This window comes from Streptomyces sp. NRRL S-87, assembly GCF_000719335.1.
Taxonomy (GTDB): Bacteria; Actinomycetota; Actinomycetes; order Streptomycetales; family Streptomycetaceae; genus Streptomyces.
The window spans coordinates 1-20,475 of the sequence record NZ_JOGB01000083.1; the positions used below are offsets into that span (position 1 = coordinate 1).

Annotated in this window: 13 protein-coding genes, 1 tRNA gene and 1 pseudogene; 10 read left to right on the forward strand and 5 right to left on the reverse strand. The window is 73.5% G+C overall.

The window, feature by feature from the left end; translation table 11 throughout:
• Nucleotides 1–23: 23 nt before the first annotated feature.
• A pseudogene (locus IF43_RS43930) lies at nt 24–1,607 on the forward strand (condensation domain-containing protein); the annotation flags it as partial.
• Between the two features lie 76 nt (nt 1,608–1,683).
• On the forward strand, nt 1,684–3,753 hold the full coding sequence (locus IF43_RS37210) for a non-ribosomal peptide synthetase (protein ID WP_030209705.1): 2,070 nt from the start codon (nt 1,684–1,686) through the stop codon (nt 3,751–3,753).
• 312 nt (nt 3,754–4,065) lie between these two features.
• Here the strand turns inward: IF43_RS37210 and IF43_RS41895 are convergent, their stop codons facing one another.
• Nucleotides 4,066–4,230: a hypothetical protein gene (locus IF43_RS41895; protein WP_158939643.1), complete on the reverse strand. Its 165-nt coding sequence runs from the start codon at nt 4,228–4,230 to the stop codon at nt 4,066–4,068.
• Between the two features lie 222 nt (nt 4,231–4,452).
• Between IF43_RS41895 and IF43_RS38500 the strand changes: the two genes are divergently transcribed.
• Nucleotides 4,453–5,367 carry a 4'-phosphopantetheinyl transferase superfamily protein gene (locus IF43_RS38500; protein ID WP_051796710.1) on the forward strand — a complete coding sequence of 305 codons (915 nt, stop codon included), beginning with the start codon at nt 4,453–4,455 and terminating at the stop codon, nt 5,365–5,367.
• Nucleotides 5,368–5,406: 39 nt separating this feature from the next.
• On the opposite strand, the gene IF43_RS43800 is transcribed toward IF43_RS38500, so the two are convergent.
• Nucleotides 5,407–6,183: a chaplin gene (locus tag IF43_RS43800; RefSeq protein WP_030209708.1), complete on the reverse strand. Its 777-nt coding sequence runs from the start codon at nt 6,181–6,183 to the stop codon at nt 5,407–5,409.
• A 287-nt stretch (nt 6,184–6,470) separates the two neighbouring features.
• On the opposite strand from IF43_RS43800, the gene IF43_RS0133170 reads away from it, so the two are divergent.
• Together IF43_RS0133170 and IF43_RS0133175 are read left to right on the forward strand one after the other, a co-directional pair.
• Nucleotides 6,471–6,543 (forward strand) — tRNA-Arg (locus IF43_RS0133170).
• A 271-nt stretch (nt 6,544–6,814) separates the two neighbouring features.
• On the forward strand, nt 6,815–7,015 hold the full coding sequence (locus IF43_RS0133175) for a hypothetical protein (protein WP_030209709.1): 201 nt from the start codon (nt 6,815–6,817) through the stop codon (nt 7,013–7,015).
• A 249-nt stretch (nt 7,016–7,264) separates the two neighbouring features.
• Here IF43_RS0133175 and IF43_RS0133180 read toward each other — a convergent pair whose 3' ends face one another.
• The gene (locus IF43_RS0133180; RefSeq protein ID WP_158939645.1) at nt 7,265–7,981 is read right to left on the reverse strand and encodes a hypothetical protein; all 717 of its coding nucleotides are present in this window, start codon (nt 7,979–7,981) and stop codon (nt 7,265–7,267) included.
• 275 nt (nt 7,982–8,256) lie between these two features.
• On the opposite strand from IF43_RS0133180, the gene IF43_RS0133185 reads away from it, so the two are divergent.
• The 5 genes from IF43_RS0133185 to IF43_RS0133205 all read left to right on the forward strand — a co-directional run bounded on the left by IF43_RS0133185 (nt 8,257) and on the right by IF43_RS0133205 (nt 15,475).
• On the forward strand, nt 8,257–9,507 hold the full coding sequence (locus tag IF43_RS0133185; protein WP_030209711.1) for a CapA family protein: 1,251 nt from the start codon (nt 8,257–8,259) through the stop codon (nt 9,505–9,507).
• A gap of 164 nt (nt 9,508–9,671) precedes the next feature.
• Complete coding sequence (locus IF43_RS0133190; protein ID WP_030209712.1) at nt 9,672–11,984, forward strand: HAMP domain-containing protein; 2,313 nt, start codon at nt 9,672–9,674, stop codon at nt 11,982–11,984.
• Between the two features lie 6 nt (nt 11,985–11,990).
• Nucleotides 11,991–13,835 (forward strand): poly-gamma-glutamate synthase PgsB, encoded by a 1,845-nt coding sequence (gene pgsB / locus IF43_RS0133195; RefSeq protein WP_078910646.1) that lies wholly within the window; start codon nt 11,991–11,993, stop codon nt 13,833–13,835.
• Nucleotides 13,832–14,314, forward strand: coding sequence for a poly-gamma-glutamate biosynthesis protein PgsC/CapC (locus IF43_RS0133200; RefSeq protein ID WP_030209715.1), 483 nt, complete (start codon nt 13,832–13,834; stop codon nt 14,312–14,314). Before pgsB ends, IF43_RS0133200 begins: the two co-directional genes overlap by 4 nt.
• A gap of 84 nt (nt 14,315–14,398) precedes the next feature.
• The gene (locus IF43_RS0133205; RefSeq protein ID WP_030209716.1) at nt 14,399–15,475 is read left to right on the forward strand and encodes a hypothetical protein; all 1,077 of its coding nucleotides are present in this window, start codon (nt 14,399–14,401) and stop codon (nt 15,473–15,475) included.
• A gap of 85 nt (nt 15,476–15,560) precedes the next feature.
• Here IF43_RS0133205 and IF43_RS0133210 read toward each other — a convergent pair whose 3' ends face one another.
• On the reverse strand, nt 15,561–17,288 hold the full coding sequence (locus IF43_RS0133210; protein WP_234332622.1) for an MFS transporter: 1,728 nt from the start codon (nt 17,286–17,288) through the stop codon (nt 15,561–15,563).
• 176 nt (nt 17,289–17,464) lie between these two features.
• On the reverse strand, nt 17,465–20,404 hold the full coding sequence (locus IF43_RS0133215) for a hypothetical protein (RefSeq protein ID WP_030209720.1): 2,940 nt from the start codon (nt 20,402–20,404) through the stop codon (nt 17,465–17,467).
• Nucleotides 20,405–20,475: the final 71 nt, after the last annotated feature.

The following is a 20,475-nucleotide window of genomic DNA, read 5'->3' on the forward strand; positions in this document are numbered from 1 at the left end:
CCCACCACCCCCTCTTCCAGGTCATGCTCGCCTTCCAGCACGACTACGAGGGCCGGATCGAGCTCCCGGGCACCACGGCCGCGTGGACCGACGTGCCGAACGGCACCGCCAAGTTCGACCTCTCCGTGGCGGTGGCCGAGCGGCACGGGACGGCGGGGGCACCCGCCGGCCTGACGCTGGAGTGCAACTACGCGCGGGACCTGTACGACGCGGACACCGTCGCCGCGCTCGCCGACGGCCTGGTCCGCCTGCTCGACGCAGTCGTCGCCGACCCCGACCAGCGCCTCGGTGCCCTGGGCCGGGCGGCCGGTACCGCGGGCACCGCCGCCGTCGAGGCCGCCCTGCGCGCCCACGGGCAGGTCGCCTCCGCCGTCGCCCTGGCACGGCCGGACGCCGCTCCGCGCTCGGACGCGGCGACGCCCGGCTCGGGCTCGGGCTCGGGCTCGGGCTCGGGCTCGGGCTCGGGCTCGGGCTCGGGCTCGGGCTCGGGCTCGGGCTCGGGCTCGGGCGAGCGGATCGTCGCGTACGTCGAACCGGTGCCCGGCACCGCCTTCGACGAGGCCGCCGTACGGGAGCACCTGGCGGCCGCGCTGCCCGCGGACCTGGTCCCCGTCACCCTCGTCGTGCGCGCCGCCGCCCCGGCCCCGTCCCCCGCCGCCGGGGCCGCGCCCGCCGCAGCGGTCCGCGCCTCCCTGACCGCCCAGGAGGAAATCCTCTGCGGACTGTTCCCGGCCCTGACCCCCGTCGAGCGCACCGCCGAACTGCCGGTCTCCTTCGCACAGCGCCGCCTGTGGTTCCTCGGCCAGATGGAAGGACCCAGCTCCACCTACAACGTCCCCTGGCTGATCCGTCTGGCCGGTCACCTCGACCCCGTCGCCCTCGAAGCGGCCGTCAACGACGTCGTCGCCCGCCACGAAGCCCTGCGCACGGTCTTCCCCGCCGTCGGCGGCGAGCCGCTCCAGTCCGTCCTCGCCCCGGAGGACGCCCACGTCGCCCTCGAACGGTCCGACGTCCCCGCGGACGGCGTCGACGAGGCCGTCTCCGCCGCGTCGCGGACCCCCTTCGACCTGTCCTCCCAGATCCCCGTACGGGCCCGCGTGTTCCGGGTGTCGGAGGACGAGCACTACCTGCTGCTGCTCCTGCACCACATCGCCAGCGACGGCTGGTCCGTGGGCCCGCTCGGCCGCGACCTGGGCACGGCGTACGCGGCCCGCCTCGCCGGCACCGCCCCCGCCTGGCAACCGCTCGCGGTGCAGTACGCCGACTACGCCGTCTGGCAGCGCGCCCTCCTCGGCTCCGCCGACGACACCGGCAGCCTGGACGCCCGCCAGCTCGCCTACTGGCGGCAGCAGCTGGCCGACCTCCCGCAGGAGCTGGCGCTCCCGGTGGACCGGCCCCGCCCGCAGGTGGCCTCGCCGCGCGGCGGCATCCACCGGTTCGACATCCCGGCCGCCCTGCACGGGCGGCTGTCCGACCTGGCCCGCGACAACCAGGCCACCCTCTTCATGGTGATGCAGGCCGCGGTCGCCACGCTCCTGACCCGCCTCGGCGCCGGCACCGACATCCCCATCGGCGCCCCCCTGGCCGGCCGCACCGAAGACGGCCTCGACGACCTCGTCGGCTTCTTCGTCAACACCGTCGTCCTGCGCACCGACACCTCCGACGACCGACCTCGACTTCGGCATGACCGAGCGCCACACCGCCGACGGCGTGGCGGCCGGCATCGACGCCCACGTCGAGTACCTCAGCGACCTGTTCGACCACGAGACGGTCGTCGGATTCGCCGACCGCCTCCTGCGACTCCTGGAAGCCGTCGCCGCCGACCCCGACACCCGGGTCGACGCCGTCGACGTCCTCGGCGACGCGGAGCGCGCGGCGCTCCTGCGCACCGGCGGCGACACCCACGTCGACCACGCGGACGAGCAGCCCGTGCACCGGCTGGTCGCCGCGCGCGCCGCCGCCTTCCCGGACGCCGTCGCCGTGGTCTGCGGCGACGCCGAACTCACCTACCGGGAGCTGGACGTCCGCTCCGGCCAGGTCGCCCGGCACCTCCTCGCGCACGGCGCGGGACCGGAGGTCCCCGTCGCCCTCTGCCTGGAGCGCGGGCCCGACATGATCGTGGCGATGCTCGGCGTCCTGAAGGCGGGCGCGGCCTACGTGCCGCTCGACCCGGGCAACCCGGCCCAGCGACTGCGGTTCGTCCTCGACGAGACCCGGACCCCGGTCGTCGTCACCCAGGAGTCCCTCGCGGACAAGCTGGGCGGACCGTCGCCGACCGGCGCCCCCGCGCGCCACCTGCTGCTGATGGACCGGGACCGTGCCCTCCTCGACGCCCTCGACGGCTCCGACCCCGGGGTCCCGGTCGACCCGTCCTCACTGGCGTACGTCATCTACACCTCCGGGTCCACCGGTACGCCCAAGGGCGTCATGATCGAGCACCGCTCGATGAGCAACCGGCTCCAGGAAATGCGGCAGCGGTACGGCCTCGGCCCCGCCGACCGGACCCTCCAGTTCGCCTCCGTCAGCTTCGACGCCGCCGCCGAGCAGATCTTCCCCACGCTCATGGCCGGCGGCCGGATCGTGCTGCGCGACGGGGAGACCTGGACGCCGGCGCAGAGCCTGCGCGTGATCCGCGAACAGGGGCTCACCGTCGGTGAGTTCACCCCGGCGATGTGGCAGCAGATCGTGGCCCGGCTGGAGGACGGCGACACTCTCGCGGACTCCTTCCGACTCCTCGTCCTGGGGGGTGAGGCGGTGCCGGCGAACGTGGTCGCGCAGTGGTTCCGCACCACGTCGGTGCCGATCGTCAACACGTACGGCCCGACCGAGACCACCATCTCCGCGACGGCGTACACGCTGACCGGCCCCGTGGACCGGGTCCCGATCGGCCGGCCCATCGGCAACACCGAGGCGTACGTCATGGACGCGCGCGGCGCGCTCGCCCCCACCGGGGTCCCCGGGGAGCTGTGGCTCGGCGGCGTCGGCGTCGCCCGCGGCTACTGGGAGCGGCCCGAGCTGACCTCCGGGGCGTTCGTCCCGCACCCCTTCGCCGCGGACCCGGACGCCCGGCTGTACCGGACCGGGGACCTCGTGCGCTGGCTGCCCGACGGGAACCTGGAGTTCCTCGGCCGCATCGACCACCAGGTCAAGCTGCGCGGGCTGCGGATCGAGCTCGGGGAGATCGAGGCCGTGCTCGCCTCCCAGGAGGAGATCGCCTCGGCGGTCGTCCTGGTCCGCGAGGACACCCCGGGCGACACCCGGCTCGTGGCGTACGCCGTCCCCGCGCCGGGCGCCTCCGTCGACGTCCCCGCCGTACGGCTGCGCTGCAAGGAGGCCCTGCCCGAGTACATGATCCCGGCCGCCTTCGTGGTCATGGACGCGCTGCCGCTCACCACCAGCGGGAAGATCGACCGGCGGGCGCTGCCGGAGCCGGCCGCCGAGCGCGAGCACCTCGCCGGCGACTACAGCGCGCCGCGCAACGAGATCGAGGCGGCGCTGGCGGAGGTCTGGAAGGACGTCCTCGGCATCGAGCAGGTGGGCATCCACGACAGCTTCTTCGAGCTGGGCGGCCACTCGCTGCTCGCGACCCGGGTGGTCAACCAGGTCGACCTGCTCACCGGGCTGGAGGTCTCCCTGAGGGAGTTCTTCGCGGCCCCGACCGTCGCCTCGCTCGCGGCCCGCCTGCTGGAGCTGATCGCCCTGGAGGACGAGGAGGAGGACGCGGCCCTGGAGGACGCCGGCGCGATGGCCTGACGCCACCGGGCGCGGCCGGCCCGGCCGCGCCCGGACGGCCGAACGGCCTCGGCCGTGCTCACCGCGGGCCCTCGGAGGAGGGCGGGGGTGAGCACGGCCGGGACCGGTCGGACAGGCGCAGGATCAGGCCCTGGTACACGCGCAGGTACAGGCGCCGGGGCAGGGTCGGGGACGGTGGCAGGCTGCGGGCCGGGCTTCGGGCCGGGCCCGGGGGGCTGTCGCGCGGGCGGCTGGGACGTCGGTTCCGCACCCGTCTCCGGGTCGGGCTCGGCCACGGCCGACGGGTGGGGCGGGCCGGGCGGCCGGCCCTGCTCAGCCCCACGGGTTGTGCGGGTCGGGCGACTCGGTGACGACGACGCCGGGCTGGGTGGGCGGAGTGGTCGAGGTGTTCTCCGCGTAGGCGTTGGTCGTGAGGGACCCGGCGGCAGCGACGAGGAGGACGAGACCGGCGATGCGAAGCGCGACGTTCTTGATCATCTTGCTACTGACTCCAAGTCCGAGAGGCGGCCGACGGGCTGCTGCTTGAGGAATGTCTGAAGCTTTACAGCCCCTGCCATCGGGTCACTATCGATGGCTTCCCGGTATCGATAGGCGGCCCATCGCACTGCCTCTGACCTGGCTTTTCACCACCATCACAAGGAACCGACGGACAGCTTGCCCCGGCGCGCTGTGCCGCCATCCGACGAGTTGAGGACCCGAATGGAACTGATGAACCCGCCCCGCCCTTCGGCCGCCGGTCGGCGGGCCGCGCACCCCGGGGCCGTCCGGCCGGGACCGCCCGGCGTCCCGTCCGGCGTCCCGTCCGGCACCGGCCGGTCGACCGGGCACCCGGCGCCCCCCGGCGACGCCCCGACCGCGGTGGTCGACTGCCACGTCTGGCTCTCCAGGGTCCCCGCAGAACCGGTCCTGCGCTTCGAGCTCCTCGACGAGGCGGAGCGGGCCCGCTGCTCGCGCTTCGTGAACGGGCGCGACCTCGCCCTCTTCGTCACGGGCCGGACGCTCGCCAAGTCGGCGGTGGGCCTGCTCGCCGGAGTCGCCCCCGAGGAGGTGCTCCTGCGCGCCCTGTGCCCCGACTGCGGCGGACCGCACGGCAAGCCGTGGGTGGAGGGGAAGGCGGCCGGCTGGGAGCTGTCGCTGTCCCACTCCCGCGACGTGGTGGCGGTCGCGGTGACGTACGGCCACCCCGTGGGAGTGGACGTCGAGTACTTCGTCCCGCAGGCGCCGCCGGGCATCCCGGCCGAGTACGAGCTGGTCCTGACCCCCGCCGAGCGGCTGATGGTGGAGTCCCTGCCGATCGAGCGCCAGGCCTCCGCCTGCCTCACGCTGTGGACGCGCAAGGAGGCCGTCCTCAAGGCCACCGGCGAGGGTCTGAACACCTCCATGGAGTCCTTCACGGTCTCCCCCGCATCGGCGCCGCCCGAGCTGATCGCCTGGCACGGCCCCAGCGCGTCCGGCCGTCCCGCGCTCGCCCTGGCGGACCTCCCGCGGCTGGGCGACTGCCACGGCGCCCTCGCCGTCACGGGCGCCCGGACCGCCGCCCTCGCGGTCCACACGGGCGCGGAGCTCGCGCCCGGCAGCGCGCTGGCGGCACGTCCGGTGGCTCCCGCCCCGTGACCCCGCCGACGGCCAGGGGGCGGGCGTCACCGGACCGCGTCAGCCCCGGCGGCCGGCCGCCGGGGCGCCGAAGCGGCGGAAGAGAAGGCCACCGGCCAGGAGCGCCGCCAGGCTCGTGGCAGCGGCGGCGCCGACCGTGCCGTCCGCACCGGTGTGCGCCAGGGCTTCGACCGGCCGCCGCTCGCGCACGGTGGGCACGACCGGCCTCGGCAGGGTGCGGACGGTGGGCGGCTCGTGCGGCGCGGTCTTCACGGGAGGCTTCACGGCAGGCTTCGGGGGGACCGTCGGCACCTCGGGCGCGGGCGGCTTCTGCACCGTGGGTGGCTTCGGCTGCACCGGCTCCTCGGGCCGCCCGCCCGGACCGTTCACGGACTCGTTCCCGAAGACGGGATTGGCGACCCCGACCACGTTCACGGTGTTGCCGCTGACGTTCACCGGCAGCCGTACGGGCAGCTGGACGCCGTTGCCGGTGATGACGCCCGGCGACCCCTCCGCGGCGCCACCCGCCTTGGCCCCGCCCGACGTCGAGGACGTAGCCGAGGGCGAGGACGAGGAGGAGCCGCTCTCGTGGGCCCCGCTGCCCGTGTTGGCGGCCCCGCCGCCCTGGTTCGCGCAGCGGTTTCCCATGGCGGGGTTGAGCAGCCCGACCACGTTCACGGTGTTCCCGCACGCGCTCACGGGGACGTGCACCGGCAGCTGGATGCCGTTGCCCGAGAGCAGACCCGGCGAGCCCTTCGAAGCCCCCTCCGCCGCGGAGTCGGCGTACACCGATCCGGCCATGGCCATCACCCCGGACGCCGCGGCGACGGCGATCACACTGTTTCGCTTGGCCCGAGTCATCGGTCCCTGCCCTTCCACGCATGGTCGCGGGCACTCACCCGCACCCGTGAAAACGCCCCGCCAGCCATCCGGGTTATGCCAAATCCACCTTTCGCCCCCTACGGCCCTCCCCGTCCCCACCCCGTCCGCACCTCCGGGCCACGTACGCGATCATGGCCGGACCACCGCACCACGGCCCTCACGAGCAACAATCCCCCGTACGCCCCGCAGCGCACCCGCTACACTGGGCCCGGCGATCTGCCCCTTCGGGAAGATCATCAGTTGCCTTCGTAGCTCAGGGGATAGAGCACGGCTCTCCTAAAGCCGGTGTCGCAGGTTCGAATCCTGCCGGGGGCACGTACGCGACGAGAGGCCCCGGACCGGGAACGGTCCGGGGCCTCTCGCGTGCTGGCGGTCGGGGGCATGGCCTCGGCGCCGGTTCCTGCTCTTGGGGTGACAGTCGGCCGGATATGCGCCCTCGGTGCTGTCACGTGGGGGGAATGCGCTGATCAGGGCGTCGGCTCCGCCGGTGGGGGGCGCCCTCCCGGACATCCGGGTGCATATGCCCCGATATGCCCCTACGATCCCAAGTAGTCCGAAGAAGTTCCCCTGAGGGAGTGACGCCGGAATGACCAGAGAGCAGAAGAAGGACCTCCGCACGGCGGCCAAGGCCGCGGAGCCGACGGGCCCGCCGACCGACGCGGGGCACGGCTTCCACGGGCCGGTCCGCAGCAAGGTCAAGGGCGGCGCGCACACGAAGGCGGAGCTCAAGCGGGCGGGCTCGCCCAAGGGCGACCGCATCGGCGAGCGGAGCCGCGGGCTGAGCTGAGCCGTGCCGGCCCGGCCGAGCGGAGCCGCGGGCCGAGCCGGGTAGGCCGTGCCGACCCGGAGGCGCTGAGCCCGCCCCGGGGGCAGGACCCCGCCCCACCCCACCTCCGCAGACGAGGGAGCCCTCCCGGCGGCCGGGCATGGCTGCCGGGAGGGCTCCCTCGTTCATGAGCGCATCGGGGGCGGCGGGGGTGGGACGACGGGGCGACGGGACGACGGGACGACCGGGGCAGCCGGTGCGGCGACTCCGTCAGCCGCGTTCCCAGCGCTCCGTGAGTTTGCTGATCGCGGACGCGACCTCGGAGCGGCTCTCCGCGTTCGTGCGGATGCCGCGGTTCATCTCGATGTGCAGGAAGCGCGCGTCCGTCTCGGCCGCGTCCAGTCCCTGCTCGTTCGACGTGCCGGAGAGCTTGCACTTGCGGGACCAGGCCTGGCACACCTCCAGGTCCGCCGCCCGCAACCCCTTCGACAGCAGCCTGGCGTCGGCCACCGCCCGGTCGCCCGCGCCCGTGGAGACCACGACGTCGAACTCCGGGAAGGACTCGTTGGCGAAACCGTGCAACTGGACGCCCGGCATCTTCCGCTTGATGAGCTCGTCGATCACACTGTGGAAGACGGAGTCCGTACGGTGCGCCACGTCGGCGGCGTTGCCCTTGCCCGCGTTGCGGTGGGCGCCCGCCAGCACCAGGACGCCGCCCGGTTCGCCCCGGAGGACCTCGGCGCCGACGCGTTCGGTGTTCTCGTCGGCGATCGGGTGGGGCACCTGCACCGACCAGCGGATCGGGGTGCTCAGGTCGACGTAGACCCGGCCCCAGCCGCGACTGCGGCCGCCGGTGAAGGCGGCGGCGTCGGAGACCTCGGCGAAGCGCCGACCGCTCACCCCGTCCGTGAAGGACTGCAAAGAGTAATCGACCTCGGCGAGTTTGCGACGGGCCGCTTCCTGGTTCCCGTCAAGGAGCAACGCCACACCCTGAGTGACCGTCAGCCGTTCATCCCGGGTTGGTATGCGGTAACCGCCCCGTTCACCAAAGGCTGTTGTGTATTGGGTGATCCGATCTTCCAGGTCAACGGCCGCGGCGGCGCGAGGTCGCGGCGGCTCCTGCTGACCGGCGGAGGGTTGCCCACCCCACAGTGTGAGACACACCACAATCGCACAGATGGAAGCCACCGCGCCGAAAGTTATTGCAATCGTTATTCGTTTCGCGGGAGATGCGCTCATAGTCAGATGAAAATACCGGAGTGATGACCAACGCCGACCAAGCCACCACCGTCCGGACCGGGGCCCTGGCACTGCTGCTGTGCGCCTCGCTCAGCGGCTGCGGAATGGTCGGCACGCAGGCTCACGCGGGACCCGGAACCCCTGGTGACGGCAGGTCCTTCAGCCTCGCCGCGGGCGGCGAGGTGCAGGTGCAGTCCGAACTGGTCGCACAGGCCCGCAAGGACGGCAAGAGTGCCGGAAGCGCCAAAGGAGCGGTCCGCGGGATCTCCTTCGACGCCATGATGAACTCCATCAAACCGGTCATAAGTAAGGCAGATCTGGCGATCTGCCACATAGAGCCAGTATTGGGCAAACCGGGCGGACCGTTCAAGGGGCACCCCGACTTCGTCGCGCCCCCGCAGATCGCCACCACCCTCAAGCGCATCGGCTACGACAGCTGCTCCACGGCCGCCAGCCACGCGCTCGACCACGGCCCGGGCGGCATCCGCAGCACCCTCGGCGCCCTCGACGCGGCCGGCCTGGAGCACACCGGCTCCGCCCGCTCCCCGAAGGAAGCCGCGCAGCCCCTGATCCTCGACGTCAAGGGCGTCAAGGTCGCGCACCTGGCCTTCACCAACACCTTCACCGGCCGCGCCAAGCTCCCCGCCGACAAGCCCTGGCTGGTCAACCAGACCTCCTTCGGCCGCATCGCCGCCGCCGAGAAGGCGGCCCGCGCCGCCGGCGCCGAGGTCGTCGTGCTCAGCATGAACTGGGGCACCGAGTTCGAACCGGACCCCAACGCCGCCCAGCGCCGGCTGGCCCGCAAGATCGCCGAGAAGACCGGCATCGACCTCGTCATCGGCCACCACGCCCACGTCGTGCAGCCCATGGAGAAGATCGGTGACACCTGGATCGCCTACGGCCTGGGCAACCAGCTCTCCCGCCACGACGCGCCCACCGGCCTCTCCGAAGAGGGCGCCATCGGCTGGTTCGACTTCACCGAGCAGGGCGGCAGCTGGACCGTACGCGCCCGGTACGCCCCCACCCTCGTCGAGATCCCGGCCGACGCCGAGCAGTCCGACACGGACTCCGGCTCCCTCCCGCAGCCGGCGGCCCCCGGAACCGTCCGGGACGTCCGCGTCGTCAACGTGGCCGACGCCCTCGCCACCGGCACCGGACTGACCGCAGAGCAGCGCGCCCGCTACCGCCTCGCCGCCGAGCGGACCGCGGGCACGCTGCTCAACAGAGGCGGCGGCGACGAGGGACTCCGCCCGCTGGAGGTCGTGCCCGATTGAGCGGGCGGGGGGTGCACCGACGGCCGCGCGCGGAGCGCGGCCGCGGCTATGGGCGCCCCGCCGCACCACCCCCCGACACCACCCTGACAAGATCCCCCGTGTCCATACCGAGACCGAATTCCGGGACCACCCCACTCCCGGGACGTAGTGAAGAGGAGCGTCCGTTGGCCGCGTCGCGCACGAAGCGGCGGCACAAGGTCCGCCGGAGGGCGGACATGTCGCTGCTGGGCGGCATACGCCCGCCCATCGCGGCGCTGTCCGCAGCCCTGCTCGCCCTCGCCGCCCTGACCGCGATCCAGTTCGGCAGGAGCGGCCAGGAGGCCGTCCCCGAAGCGGTGCTCACCTCGCAGCAGCACTTCGCGGAGGACGGGGCGATCGCCCTGCGCGCGTCGCTGGACGAGAGCATCACCGACCTCAGCCGCACCGCAGCCCTCTTCAACGCCGGCAAGCCGGTGTCGGCGGACACGGTCCTGGACAAGCTCGGCAACGTCTACCAGAAGTGGCGCGGCACGGCCGTCCTGGAGATCAAGTCCGGCAAGCTCGAGGCCCAGCGCGGCGAGAACCTGCCGCTGACGGCCATCGACCGCACCAAGCTCAACGAGGACAACGGCCTCGCCCCGCGCATGGTCCGCCTGCAGAACGGCGAGACCCGGCTGCTCACGTTCGGCGTGCTCTCCTGGCCCGACAAGCCCCAGCAGCTGCTGGTCGCCTCCAGCAGCCTGAAGTTCCCGGGCGTCAGCCTCGGCCGATTCCGCGCCATCGCGGTCGTCGACTCCGGCGGCGCGATCCTCAGCAGCGACGGCCTCGCCGACCCCTCCCAGGCCGAGAACGACGAGGCCAAGGGCGCCGCCAAGCAGTCCAAGAAGCAGCTCACCAAGTTCGCCAAGTCCGCCGCCCGCAAGGCCGAGCAGCACCCCCTGAAGGCCAAGGAGCCCGGCTCCGGCGGCTTCCCGGGCGTCAGCGGCAGCCTGCTCGGCGACTCGCGCGGCGGTGAGCGCTCCGTCGCCGGGTACGCCACCCTGTCCGGCTCCACCCCCGGCGAGGGCACCGCCGCCACCGCCCTCGGCCTGACGGTCGTCTCCAGCGTCGAGGTCACCGAGGGCGCGGACACCGCCGTCAGCACGTTCTTCGGCGTCGCCGCCGCCGGCGCGCTGCTCCTGATCGGCGCCCTCGCGGTCGCCCTCCTCATCGGCACCGTGCAGAAGCCGCTGCTCCAGCTGTTCCTGGAGAGCCGCCGGCTCAGCCGCGGCGACCTGACCCGCCCGGTCACCCTGCCCAAGTACGGCGAGGCCTCCCGCGTCGGCGCCGCCCTGGAACGGCTGCGCCGCCAGCTGCTGGGCGAGCCCGCCGAGGAGCAGCAGGCCGACGACGTCGAGCGCGGCCGCCGCGGCCGGATCGGCATGCGCGCCCTGGTCGGCACCTGCGCCGCCCTCCTCCTGGTGTGGTCGGCCCCGCTGGTGCTGCTGATCAACCGCGCCGACGGCAGCGTGAAGGTCCCGCAGGCGATCGTGAGCGACCAGCGCGAGCGCACCGAGACCCTCGCCGACCGCGTCCGCCGCGCCCTCAACGAGGGCCACGCCGACCTCACCTCGGTCGCCTCCATGCTCGGCGCCTCCACCACCACGGAGGAGATGGCCCAGATCCTGGAGCGCACCCGCAACGAGCACGGCCGCTACGAGTCGCTGTACGTCGTGACCTCGGACGGCACCGTCACCGCCAAGGCCGGCTCCGCGCCGCACCACCCGGCCGGCAAGGCCCCCGAGACCGTCCCGGTCGTCCTGCGCGAGGCCGGCAACAAGCCCGTCATCACCGAGTACGCCGAGGCCCCCGGCCTCAAGGGCGCCGCGGTGGTCGGCGAGCTGAAGATCGACTTCCTGAACGCGCTGCTCAAGCGTCCGGGCCTGGGCGAGATCAAGGTCGTCGACGGCAAGCACCGCGTCATCGGCAGCAGCACCGGCTACCGCGCCCTCCAGGGCCTGTCGGGCGACAAGCTCAACGCGCTGGTGACCGCCGCCAACCAGAAGTCGGGCAAGGGCCCGCACGCCAGCAGCGTGGTCAACCGCGACGGCGACGGCGTCACCATCGCCGCCGCGGCCCCGTTCGACGGCGGCGGCGCGGCCAAGCCCCTCGACTGGACCGTGGTCAGCTCGCAGCCCGCCAAGGGCCTGGCCATCGCCGAGTACAACCTGCAGAACCGCACCGTGCTCGCCGGCCTGCTGGGCATCACGGCCGTCGGCGCCTGCCTGGGCTGGATGCACATCATCGTGGTCCGCCCGCTGCGCGAGCTCGCCAAGCGCGCCGAGGCCCTGGCCGACGGCGACCGCCGCTCTGTCCTCTTCCCGACCCACCACGACGAGGTCGGCGCCGTCACCCGCAGCCTGGAGGTCATCCGGCAGCAGCTCGTGGAGCTGCGCAAGCGGGAAGCCAGTGGCAGCGCCGGAACGGCCGGCAAGGCCACCCCGGCCGGAAGGAACTGAACCGCCGTGCTCTTCCTCTACTTCGTGCTGATGGCCTGCTGCGCCGTCATGCTCGTCGCCGGCATCATCGAGCAGCGGCGGCACTTCGCCAACCTCGAGGAGATACCCACCCGGGTCCTCGTCAACGGCATCCGCGGCAAGTCCTCCATCACCCGCCTCGTCGCCGGCGCCCTGCGCGGCGGCGGGCTGGTGACGGTCGCCAAGACCACCGGCACGGCGGCCCGCTTCATCCACCCCGACGCCACCGAGGAGCCGGTCTACCGCAAGTTCGGCCTCGCCAACGTCGTCGAGCAGATCGGCATCGTGCGCCGCGCGGCCGCGTACCAGCCGGACGCGCTGGTCATGGAGTGCATGGCGGTCATGCCCCCGCTCCAGGAGCTCAACCAGCAGAAGCTGATCCAGTCGACCATCGGCGTGCTGTGCAACGTCCGTGAGGACCACGTCGCCGAGATGGGCCCGACCCTGGACGACATCGGCCGCTCGCTGTCGCGCTCCATGCCGGTCGGCGGCATCTGCGTCACCGCCGAGAAGGAGCGCTTCCACGTGCTCCAGCAGGAGGCCGACGCCCGCAACTGCCAGCTCATCTACGCCGACCCCGAGATGGTCACCGACGAGGAGCTGCGCGGCTTCTCCTGGTTCACCTTCAAGGAGAACGTCGCCATCGCCCTGGTGGTCGCCGACCTCCTCGGCATCGAGCGCCAGACGGCCCTGCAGGGCATGTACGACGCCCCGCCGGACCCGGGCGTGCTCTCCGTCGAGCGCTACATCGTGCCCGGCGACAAGAAGCTCCGCTTCGGCAACATCTTCGCGGCCAACGACCCCGAGTCGACGCTGATGAACATCCAGCAGCTGCTCGACCTCGGCGCGATCAGCCGCCCCCTGAACGTGGTCATCAACTGCCGCCCGGACCGCGTCGAGCGCAACGGCCAGATGGGCCAGATCGTCCCCGACCTCCAGCCGGAGAAGGTCTTCGTCATCGGCCACCCGTCCAAGTCCGCCATCGACGCCATCCCGGCCGAGTGGCGCGACCGGGCCGTCGACCTCGGCGGCGAGGGCGAGGACTTCGTGCACGAGCTGCTCGGCATGCTCGACCAGGAGTCGTCGCTGGTCTCCATCGGCAACATCCACGGCCAGGGCGAGATCCTCCTTGAGCACCTCGCCGAGCTGCCCAACTTCGAGGACGACGCCGACGACCGCCCGTCCATGGGCTCCGCCGGCACCCCCGGCAATCCGGGCGACGCCGCCGCCGCGCAGCACCCGCGCCACGACCAGACCATGGCGCTGTACGCCGTCAAGCACCTGGACCCGTACGCGAACATGTCGGCCGCCGAGGAGGCGCGCCGCATGCAGGCCGCCCAGGCCGCCCAGGCCGCCGTGCCGCGCCAGCGCCAGTCCTACCCGTACCAGCAGCAGCCGCAGCAGCCGCAGGCCGGGTACGGCTACCCGCAGCAGCCGGGCCAGGGCGGGGACCAGCAGGGCTACGGCTACGGCTACCCGCCGGCGCAGCAGCCCCAGCAGTACCAGCCGCAGCAGCACCAGCCGCAGCCTCCGCAGCAGATGCAGCACCGGATGCAGCCGGTCCAGCCCCTGCAGCCGGTCCAGCCCCTGCCGCCGGTGCAGCCGGTGCGCCCGCAGCAGCCGGCCCGCCCGGCGCTGCCCGCCGCGCCCCAGCACCAGCAGCCGCACCAGCCGCAGCAGTACGACCGGGGCGCCCCCGAGGACCAGTACGGTCACCAGCAGCGCCCCGAGGCCCCGTGGCCGCCGTTCCAGCAGCAGCCCCCGCGGCCGCCGCAGCAGCACCAGCCCCACCCGTCGACCCAGCAGTGGCAGAGCCCAGGAGAGCCCCGTTGATCCCCGCCGTACTCACCCCCGAGATCGCCGCGATCGGCATCGCGCTGGGCCTGCTGTTCTCGCTGATGTGCTACCTGACGACCAACCTGTCGCCCGGCGGCATGATCACCCCGGGCTGGCTGGCCCTCACCCTCATCGAGGACCTCCAGCGCGCCGCGCTCGTCGTGGGCGTCACCGTCATGACGTACCTCCTGACGCTGCTCACCCAGAAGTTCGTCATCCTCTACGGCAAGCGGCTGTTCGCCGCGGTCGTCCTGATCGGCGTGCTCCTCCAGGCCACCGTGGTCATCGTGCTGCAGATGGAGTTCCCGCTGCTGTACGCCAACCAGACCCTGGGCTTCATCGTCCCGGGCCTGATCGCCTACCAGCTGGTCCGCCAGCCCAAGGGCGCCACCCTGCTGGCCACCGGCTCCGCGACGCTCATGACGTACGTCGTGCTGACCGCCGGAATCCTGCTCGGATTCATGCCCCACGTGTAAGGCTGGGCGTCGAACACCCGCACGCCCGCCCCGCACCGCAAACCGCCCGCAGTACCTTCTGAACCGATCCGCCCGGAGCGTCCCATGGCCGAGCTCAAGCCCAAAAAAAAGCGTCCCGTCCTGCATGCCGTGACCGTGGTCGCGCTGCTCGCCGGCAGCGCGTACTTCACCTTCGAGCTGCGCAAGGACGAGCAGCAGAAGGCGCCTGCGGTCGCGAGCGTGACCGACAACGTGGACTCGTCGGGCAAGAACGCCTCCAGCGGCGAGCAGAAGTGGGAGCGTCTGAAGAACCCCAGCCGCTCCGTGCTCCGCGGCGGTGACGGCAACGTGCTCGCCACGTTCACCGACGGCGCCCGCACCGCCACCCTCACCGGCCCCAGCCGCACCTTCACCGAGCCGGCCAACACCAAGACCCGCGTGGTGACCACCGACTGGGTGCGCCTCATGCCCGAGCCGTGGCGCGAGGGCGCCGAGCGCGAGCAGTGGTTCAAGGAGTGGTTCAAGCAGTACAACGGCAGCGAAGAGGACGACATCTTCGCCTTCGCCTTCCAGTACGTCGACGGGGCCCCGGTCAAGAAGGACGCCGAGGGCGTGCCCTACGCCGGCGACGCGGCCTTCGGCCCCATCAACCCCAACGGCTCGGAGGGCAACGACCTGCGCCTGGAGCAGTCGGACTTCTACGACTACCTCGGCCAGTCCTACACCTTCCGCAACGGCACCACGATGTCCCCGGAGCCCCCCAAGTACCGGGCCATGGACTGCTCGGGCTTCATCCGCACGATCTTCGGCTACCGCGCCCGCTTCCCGCTGGCCCCGCTCGACGGCCAGGGCGACGGCCTGCCGCGCACCGCCAACGGCATGGCGCGTTCCAAGGTCGGCGTGGACGTCATCCCGCTCAAGGGCATCACCGCCGCCGACCGGCCGACCAACATCGACGTGCTGCAGCCGGGCGACCTGCTGTACTTCAAGCTCGACGCGCGTACCGGCCAGCGCCTGGACCACACCGGCATGGTGCTCGGCAAGGACACCGAGGGCCACCTGATCTTCATATCCAGCCGCGAGGAGGCCAACGGCCCCACGATCGGCGACAAGGGCGGCACGTCCCGCCTGGACGGCAACGGCTACTACGCGGCCACGCTGCGCAGCGCCAAGCGCATCTGACCCGCCGCCGCGCCGCCGCGGCCCGCACTCCGCCGCCGAGCCCCGTCAGGGGCCGGCGGCGGAGCCGTTCCCGGCCCCGGTCGGATCAGGACCCGGGGGCCGGCTCCGGCCGCGGGGCCGGGCCCGCCAGTTCCTCCGGGCAGGCCGTGCCCCGCGGCAGCTGGTACGGGGCCGCCAGCCGGTACTCCCCCGGGGCCGGCGCCAGCAGGACCGTCCACTCGTCCCCGGCGCCGTCCTCGGGCGCCCGCAGCAGGCACCCGGCCACGTTGACGAACTCGCGGGGGTCGCCGTCCCGGGCCTTCGAGGCGTCCGTCTCGCGCGGCGGCTCGACGCCCTTGCCGCGCTCGTCCACCAGGCCCAGCCACGGCGAGTACGGGATCCGGATCAGCACCCGTCCGGCCGCCTTCACGTCCACCACCAGCTCGCCCGCGTCCGCCCGGCGCACGGTGGCCGGCGGGTCCGCCAGCGGGGTCGGCGCGGTCACCTCGTACAGGTGCCAGTTCTCGTCCGCCCAGACCTGCTTGAGGTAGGGCAGCCCGGCCCGGATGAGGGCGGCCTCGTCCTTGCCGCCCGAGTCGGGCGGGTCCTGCGGGAGGACGACGTAGTGCACGGCCCAGCGGTCCAGCCACTCGCGGTAGTTGTCCCCGTCGAGGGTGTCGTCGTAGAAGAGCGGGTTGCGCTCCAGGTCCGCCTGCCGATTCCAGCCGCGGGCCAGGTTCACGTACCGGGCCATCGCCGAGGACTCGCGGTGGCTGCTGACCGGCACCACCTCGACCCGGCCGCGCTCGGCCCCGGCCTTCTGCAGCCGGTCCACCAGCGGGGCCAGCTCGCGGGCCCAGGCGGCCTTCGGGGTGGTGCGGACGATGTCGCTGACGCTGTTGACGGAGATCCACGCGTTGAGCCCCAGGAAGGCCGCCAGCAGCGCGTACCGGCGACGGGTCCGCGGGACCGTGTACGGGACGGCGGCCAGCAGCACGACCCCCGCGAACAGCATCGCGAAGCGCGTGACGTTCGAGCCGATCTGCGAGTCGACCAGCCAGCACAGCAGCACCCCGGCCGCGTACACGCCGGCCGCGACGCGCACGGTCGTCCACTCCCGCGGCACCAGGAGGAGCACCAGCACGCCGAACAGGAACGGCAGGGACGCCGAGCCCACCGACAGCGGCTGCGTGCCCGAGAAGGGGAACAGCCAGGCCGACAGGCCCACCACCACCACCGGCGGCAGGCCCACCGCGTACGCCCCCGGCCGCCGCCCGCTCAGGAACAGCGCGGCGGCGACGAGACCGAGGAACAGCCCCGCCACCGGGCTCGCGGCGGTGGCCAGCCCGGCCAGCGGCGCGGCCACGGCGGCCTTGCCCCAGCGGCGGCGCATCCACTTCCGGGGCCAGCAGAACACGGCGGCCACGGCGCCGAGCGCGAACATCAGGCCCAGGCCGAAGGTGACCCGGCCGGAGAGCGCGTTGCACAACAGCGCGAAGACCCCCGCCAGCGCGGGCGGCAGGGGATCGCGCACGGCGCCGCGGCAGCGGCACAGGACGAGGGTGAGCAGGGCGGCGGAGGCGGTGCCGGCGAGCATCATCGTCGTCCGGACGCCCAGCAGGGACATCACGTACGGCGAGACCACGCTGTAGGAGACCGGGTGCATCCCGCCGTACCAGGCGAGGTTGTACGCCGAGTCGGGGTGCCGGCCGACGAACTCGGCCCAGGCGTCCTGGGCGGCCAGGTCGCCGCCGCTGTTGGCGAAGAGGAAGAACCACGCCACGTGCAGGACGGCCGCCAGCGCGGTGGTGGCGAGCACCGGGTGCCGGCGCAGCGGCCCGGGGGCGCGGGGCCCGGGTGGCGGGGCAGGGGAGGACGACACCGGGTCGATGTGCTCGGTGGCCGTCACTCGGGCCCCTCCCGTGCGCTGCTGAGGTGTGTGGGGTCAGACGCGGCGCGGTGCTCCGGGGTTGCCCGGAGCACCGCGCGGCGCGTGCGGTCGGCGGCGGGTCAGCCGACGCGGGTGAGCTTGCTGCCGAAGCCGGGCTCGGCCAGCTCGCCCTTGAGGGCGACGGGGACCTTGACCTGGCTGCGGCCGGAGCCGACGGTCAGGGTGCCGATCTGGGTGCCGGCCTTGGCCGCGTGCGGCACCGAGCCCGCGTTCAGCTTGATGTCCACGCTGACGGACGGCCAGCCGACGGCCTCCACGTCGGCGGTGGCCACGACCGGGGTGCGGCCGCCGAGGCCGTCGTCGACGTACCCGACCACGTCGCCCTTCTTGACGACCTTGGCGTTCTGCAGCATGTCCTGCGTCGCCAGCATGATCTTCTTGCTGGCCGCGATGGCGTCGTCGAGGATGTGCGAGGTGTGCATGGCGAGCACCGCCCCGACGATCAGCTGGTCCGTGCCGCCGACCTTCTTGTGGGCCGCGAAGAGCAGGTTGCCGCCGGCCGCCGTGGTGGAGCCGGTCTTGATGCCCAGCGCGCCGTTGAAGGGCACGAGGTCGTTCCAGTTGCGCCAGGACTTGCCCGAGGGGTCCGTCCACTTGGGCAGCCGGGTGATGTCGGTCAGCGCCTTGATCTCGACCAGCCTCAGGCCCAGCTTCACCTGGTCCTCGGCGGTGCTGACGGTGGTGGCGTCCAGGCCCGAGGGGTCGGTGTAGGTGGTGTTCGACATCCCGAGCTCCTTGGCGGTGTCGTTCATCTTCTTGACGAACGCCTCCTGGGAGCCGGCGTCCCAGCGGGCCAGCAGCCGGGCGATGTTGTTGGCCGACGGGATCATGAGTGCGGCGATCGCGTCGTACTCGGAGATCTGCTGGCCCTTGCGGACGGTGTTGAGGGTGGACTCGTTGTCCGTCTTGTCCTTCTGGCCCTCGTCCTCGGCCGTCTGATCGATGTCGATCATCGGGCCCTTCTCCTTCGGCTTCAGCGGGTGGTCGCGAAGGATGATGTACGCCGTCATCGACTTGGTGACGGAGGCGATCGGGACCGGCTTCTGCTCGCCGGAGGAGCCGACGGTGCCCAGGCCGGACGCCGCCATGAAGGCCTGCGAGCCCTCCTGGGTCGGCCACGGCAGGTCCGGCTTCCCACCCGCGAACGTGTAGGACTCCTCCGCCGTCATCACCAGGCGCGGGTCCGGCAGCGGCCGGACGAGCTGCACGACGACGAACACGATCGCCAGCAGGACCACCAGCGGGGTCCAGATCTTGACGCGGCGGACCGCCGTACGCAGCGGGCTCGGCGGCGGGGGCGGGTTGTTCGACAGCTCGGCGAGGAGCTCGAGCGGGGGCTTGGGCGGCAGCGGCTGCTGCTTCGTCCGCTCGGCCTCGGAGAGCCCGGCCGGAGCGGCCGCCGGCGCCGGCTTCGGGGCACCGGGCGTCGCACGCGGGTCGCGTACGGGCGGGGCCCCGTCGCCCTTGAGCGGGACGAAGGTGCTGCCGCGGGCGGGTCCCTGGTCCGGGGCGGCCTGGTCGCGGCCCCGACCGGGGCCGCCCGTGCCCGTGCCCGCGCCCGGGGCGTCGGGCAGCTTCGGGCGGCGGGAGCCGTCGGGGCGTACGGAGGTGCCGGGGGCCGGGGCGTCCGCGCCCTGGCGCGGGGTGCCGTCCGGGCGCACCGGCGAACGGAACACGGCGGTGGCCTTGTCCTCGGCCGGGGCGCCGGGCGCGGCGTGGTTGCCGGGCTTCGGGGCGGTCGGCGGCTTCGCGACGCGGAAGACGGCGGTGCGCTCCGACTCGTCCTCGGCCGGCGGGGCGGGCTTCGGTGCGACCGGGGGCTTCGCCACGCGGAAGACGGCGGTCCGCTCGGACTCGTCGTCGGCCGGGGCGGCCGGGCGCTGCGGGGCCGCGGGGCCGGTGGGGGCCGCGGGGCCGGTGGGGGCCTTGCGGGCGTCGGGGCGCACCCGGGTGAACACGGACGTCTCGTCGGCCGCACGGGCCTCCGGCTTCGCATTCGCATCGGCCCGGTCGGCGTGGACGGGCCGGCCGGTCCCGGCGGCGACGGCCGCCTCGCGGGCGGCCTCGCGGGCCGCCTGGTCACCGGGGGCACCGCCCTGTCCGGGGACCACGCGCGGATCGCCGACCGGCTGGCCCTGCCGCACGCGGGGGGCGAACACGTCGAAGCCGGCGGACGGCGCGGCGTCGGGCTCGGGCTTCGCGTCGGAGCCGGCCTTCGGGCCGGAGCCGGACTCGGACTCGGAGCCGGGCTTGGCGTCGGACTCGGACTCGGGCTTCGCGTCGGACTCGGACTCGGAGCCGGGCTTGGCGTCGGACTCGGGCTCGGACTCGGGCTCGGACTTCGCGTCGGACTTCTCGTCGGCCCCGGACTCGGGACCGGAGTCGGAATCCGCGTCGGACTCCGGGCCGGCCCCTTCCGTCGGCGCGGCGGCCGGGCGGTCAACTGCGGGAGCCGCCGCGTCACCCTTCGGGGCAGCCCTTTCCGGCGTCGGGGTGGACGGGGCGGCGGACTCCTCCGCGGACTCCTCCGCAGCCGTCCCGGCGGGGTCCTGGGGGTCCACGGCGTCCTCGGCGGGGGACGCCTCGGCCTCCGGGTCCTCCGGGGCCCCGCGGTCCTCGGAGGCCTCGGCCGCCGGGGAACCCGCGTCGGCGTCCTCGCCGCCGTCCGTGTCGTCCGCGCCGTCCGCGCCGTCCGCGTCGTCGGCGTCGTCGGCGTCGTCTGCACGGCCCGTACCGGCGGCTGCGTCGGCGGCCGCCCCGGAGGGCGTCTCGGAGCCCGCCCCGGTGTCCGTGTCCGCGTCCGTGTCCGCGTCCGCGTCCCCGTCACCGGACTCCGCGGAACCGGACGCGCCCGCGTCCGCGTCCCCGGAACCGGCGGGGTCGGACGGCGCCGCAGGGGTCGGGTGGAAGACCGAGAGGCGGGGATCCTGGTCCTCAGGAACCCTCGCCGACCCCGACGAACCCTGCTGTACCGACTTGTCGGGGGACTCGCCCGCCACCACTTCCTCCTCGTTCGCTGTCCGACTGTCCGAACCGCTAACAGTGTCCCGTCTCGGGGGCATCGCCCCCG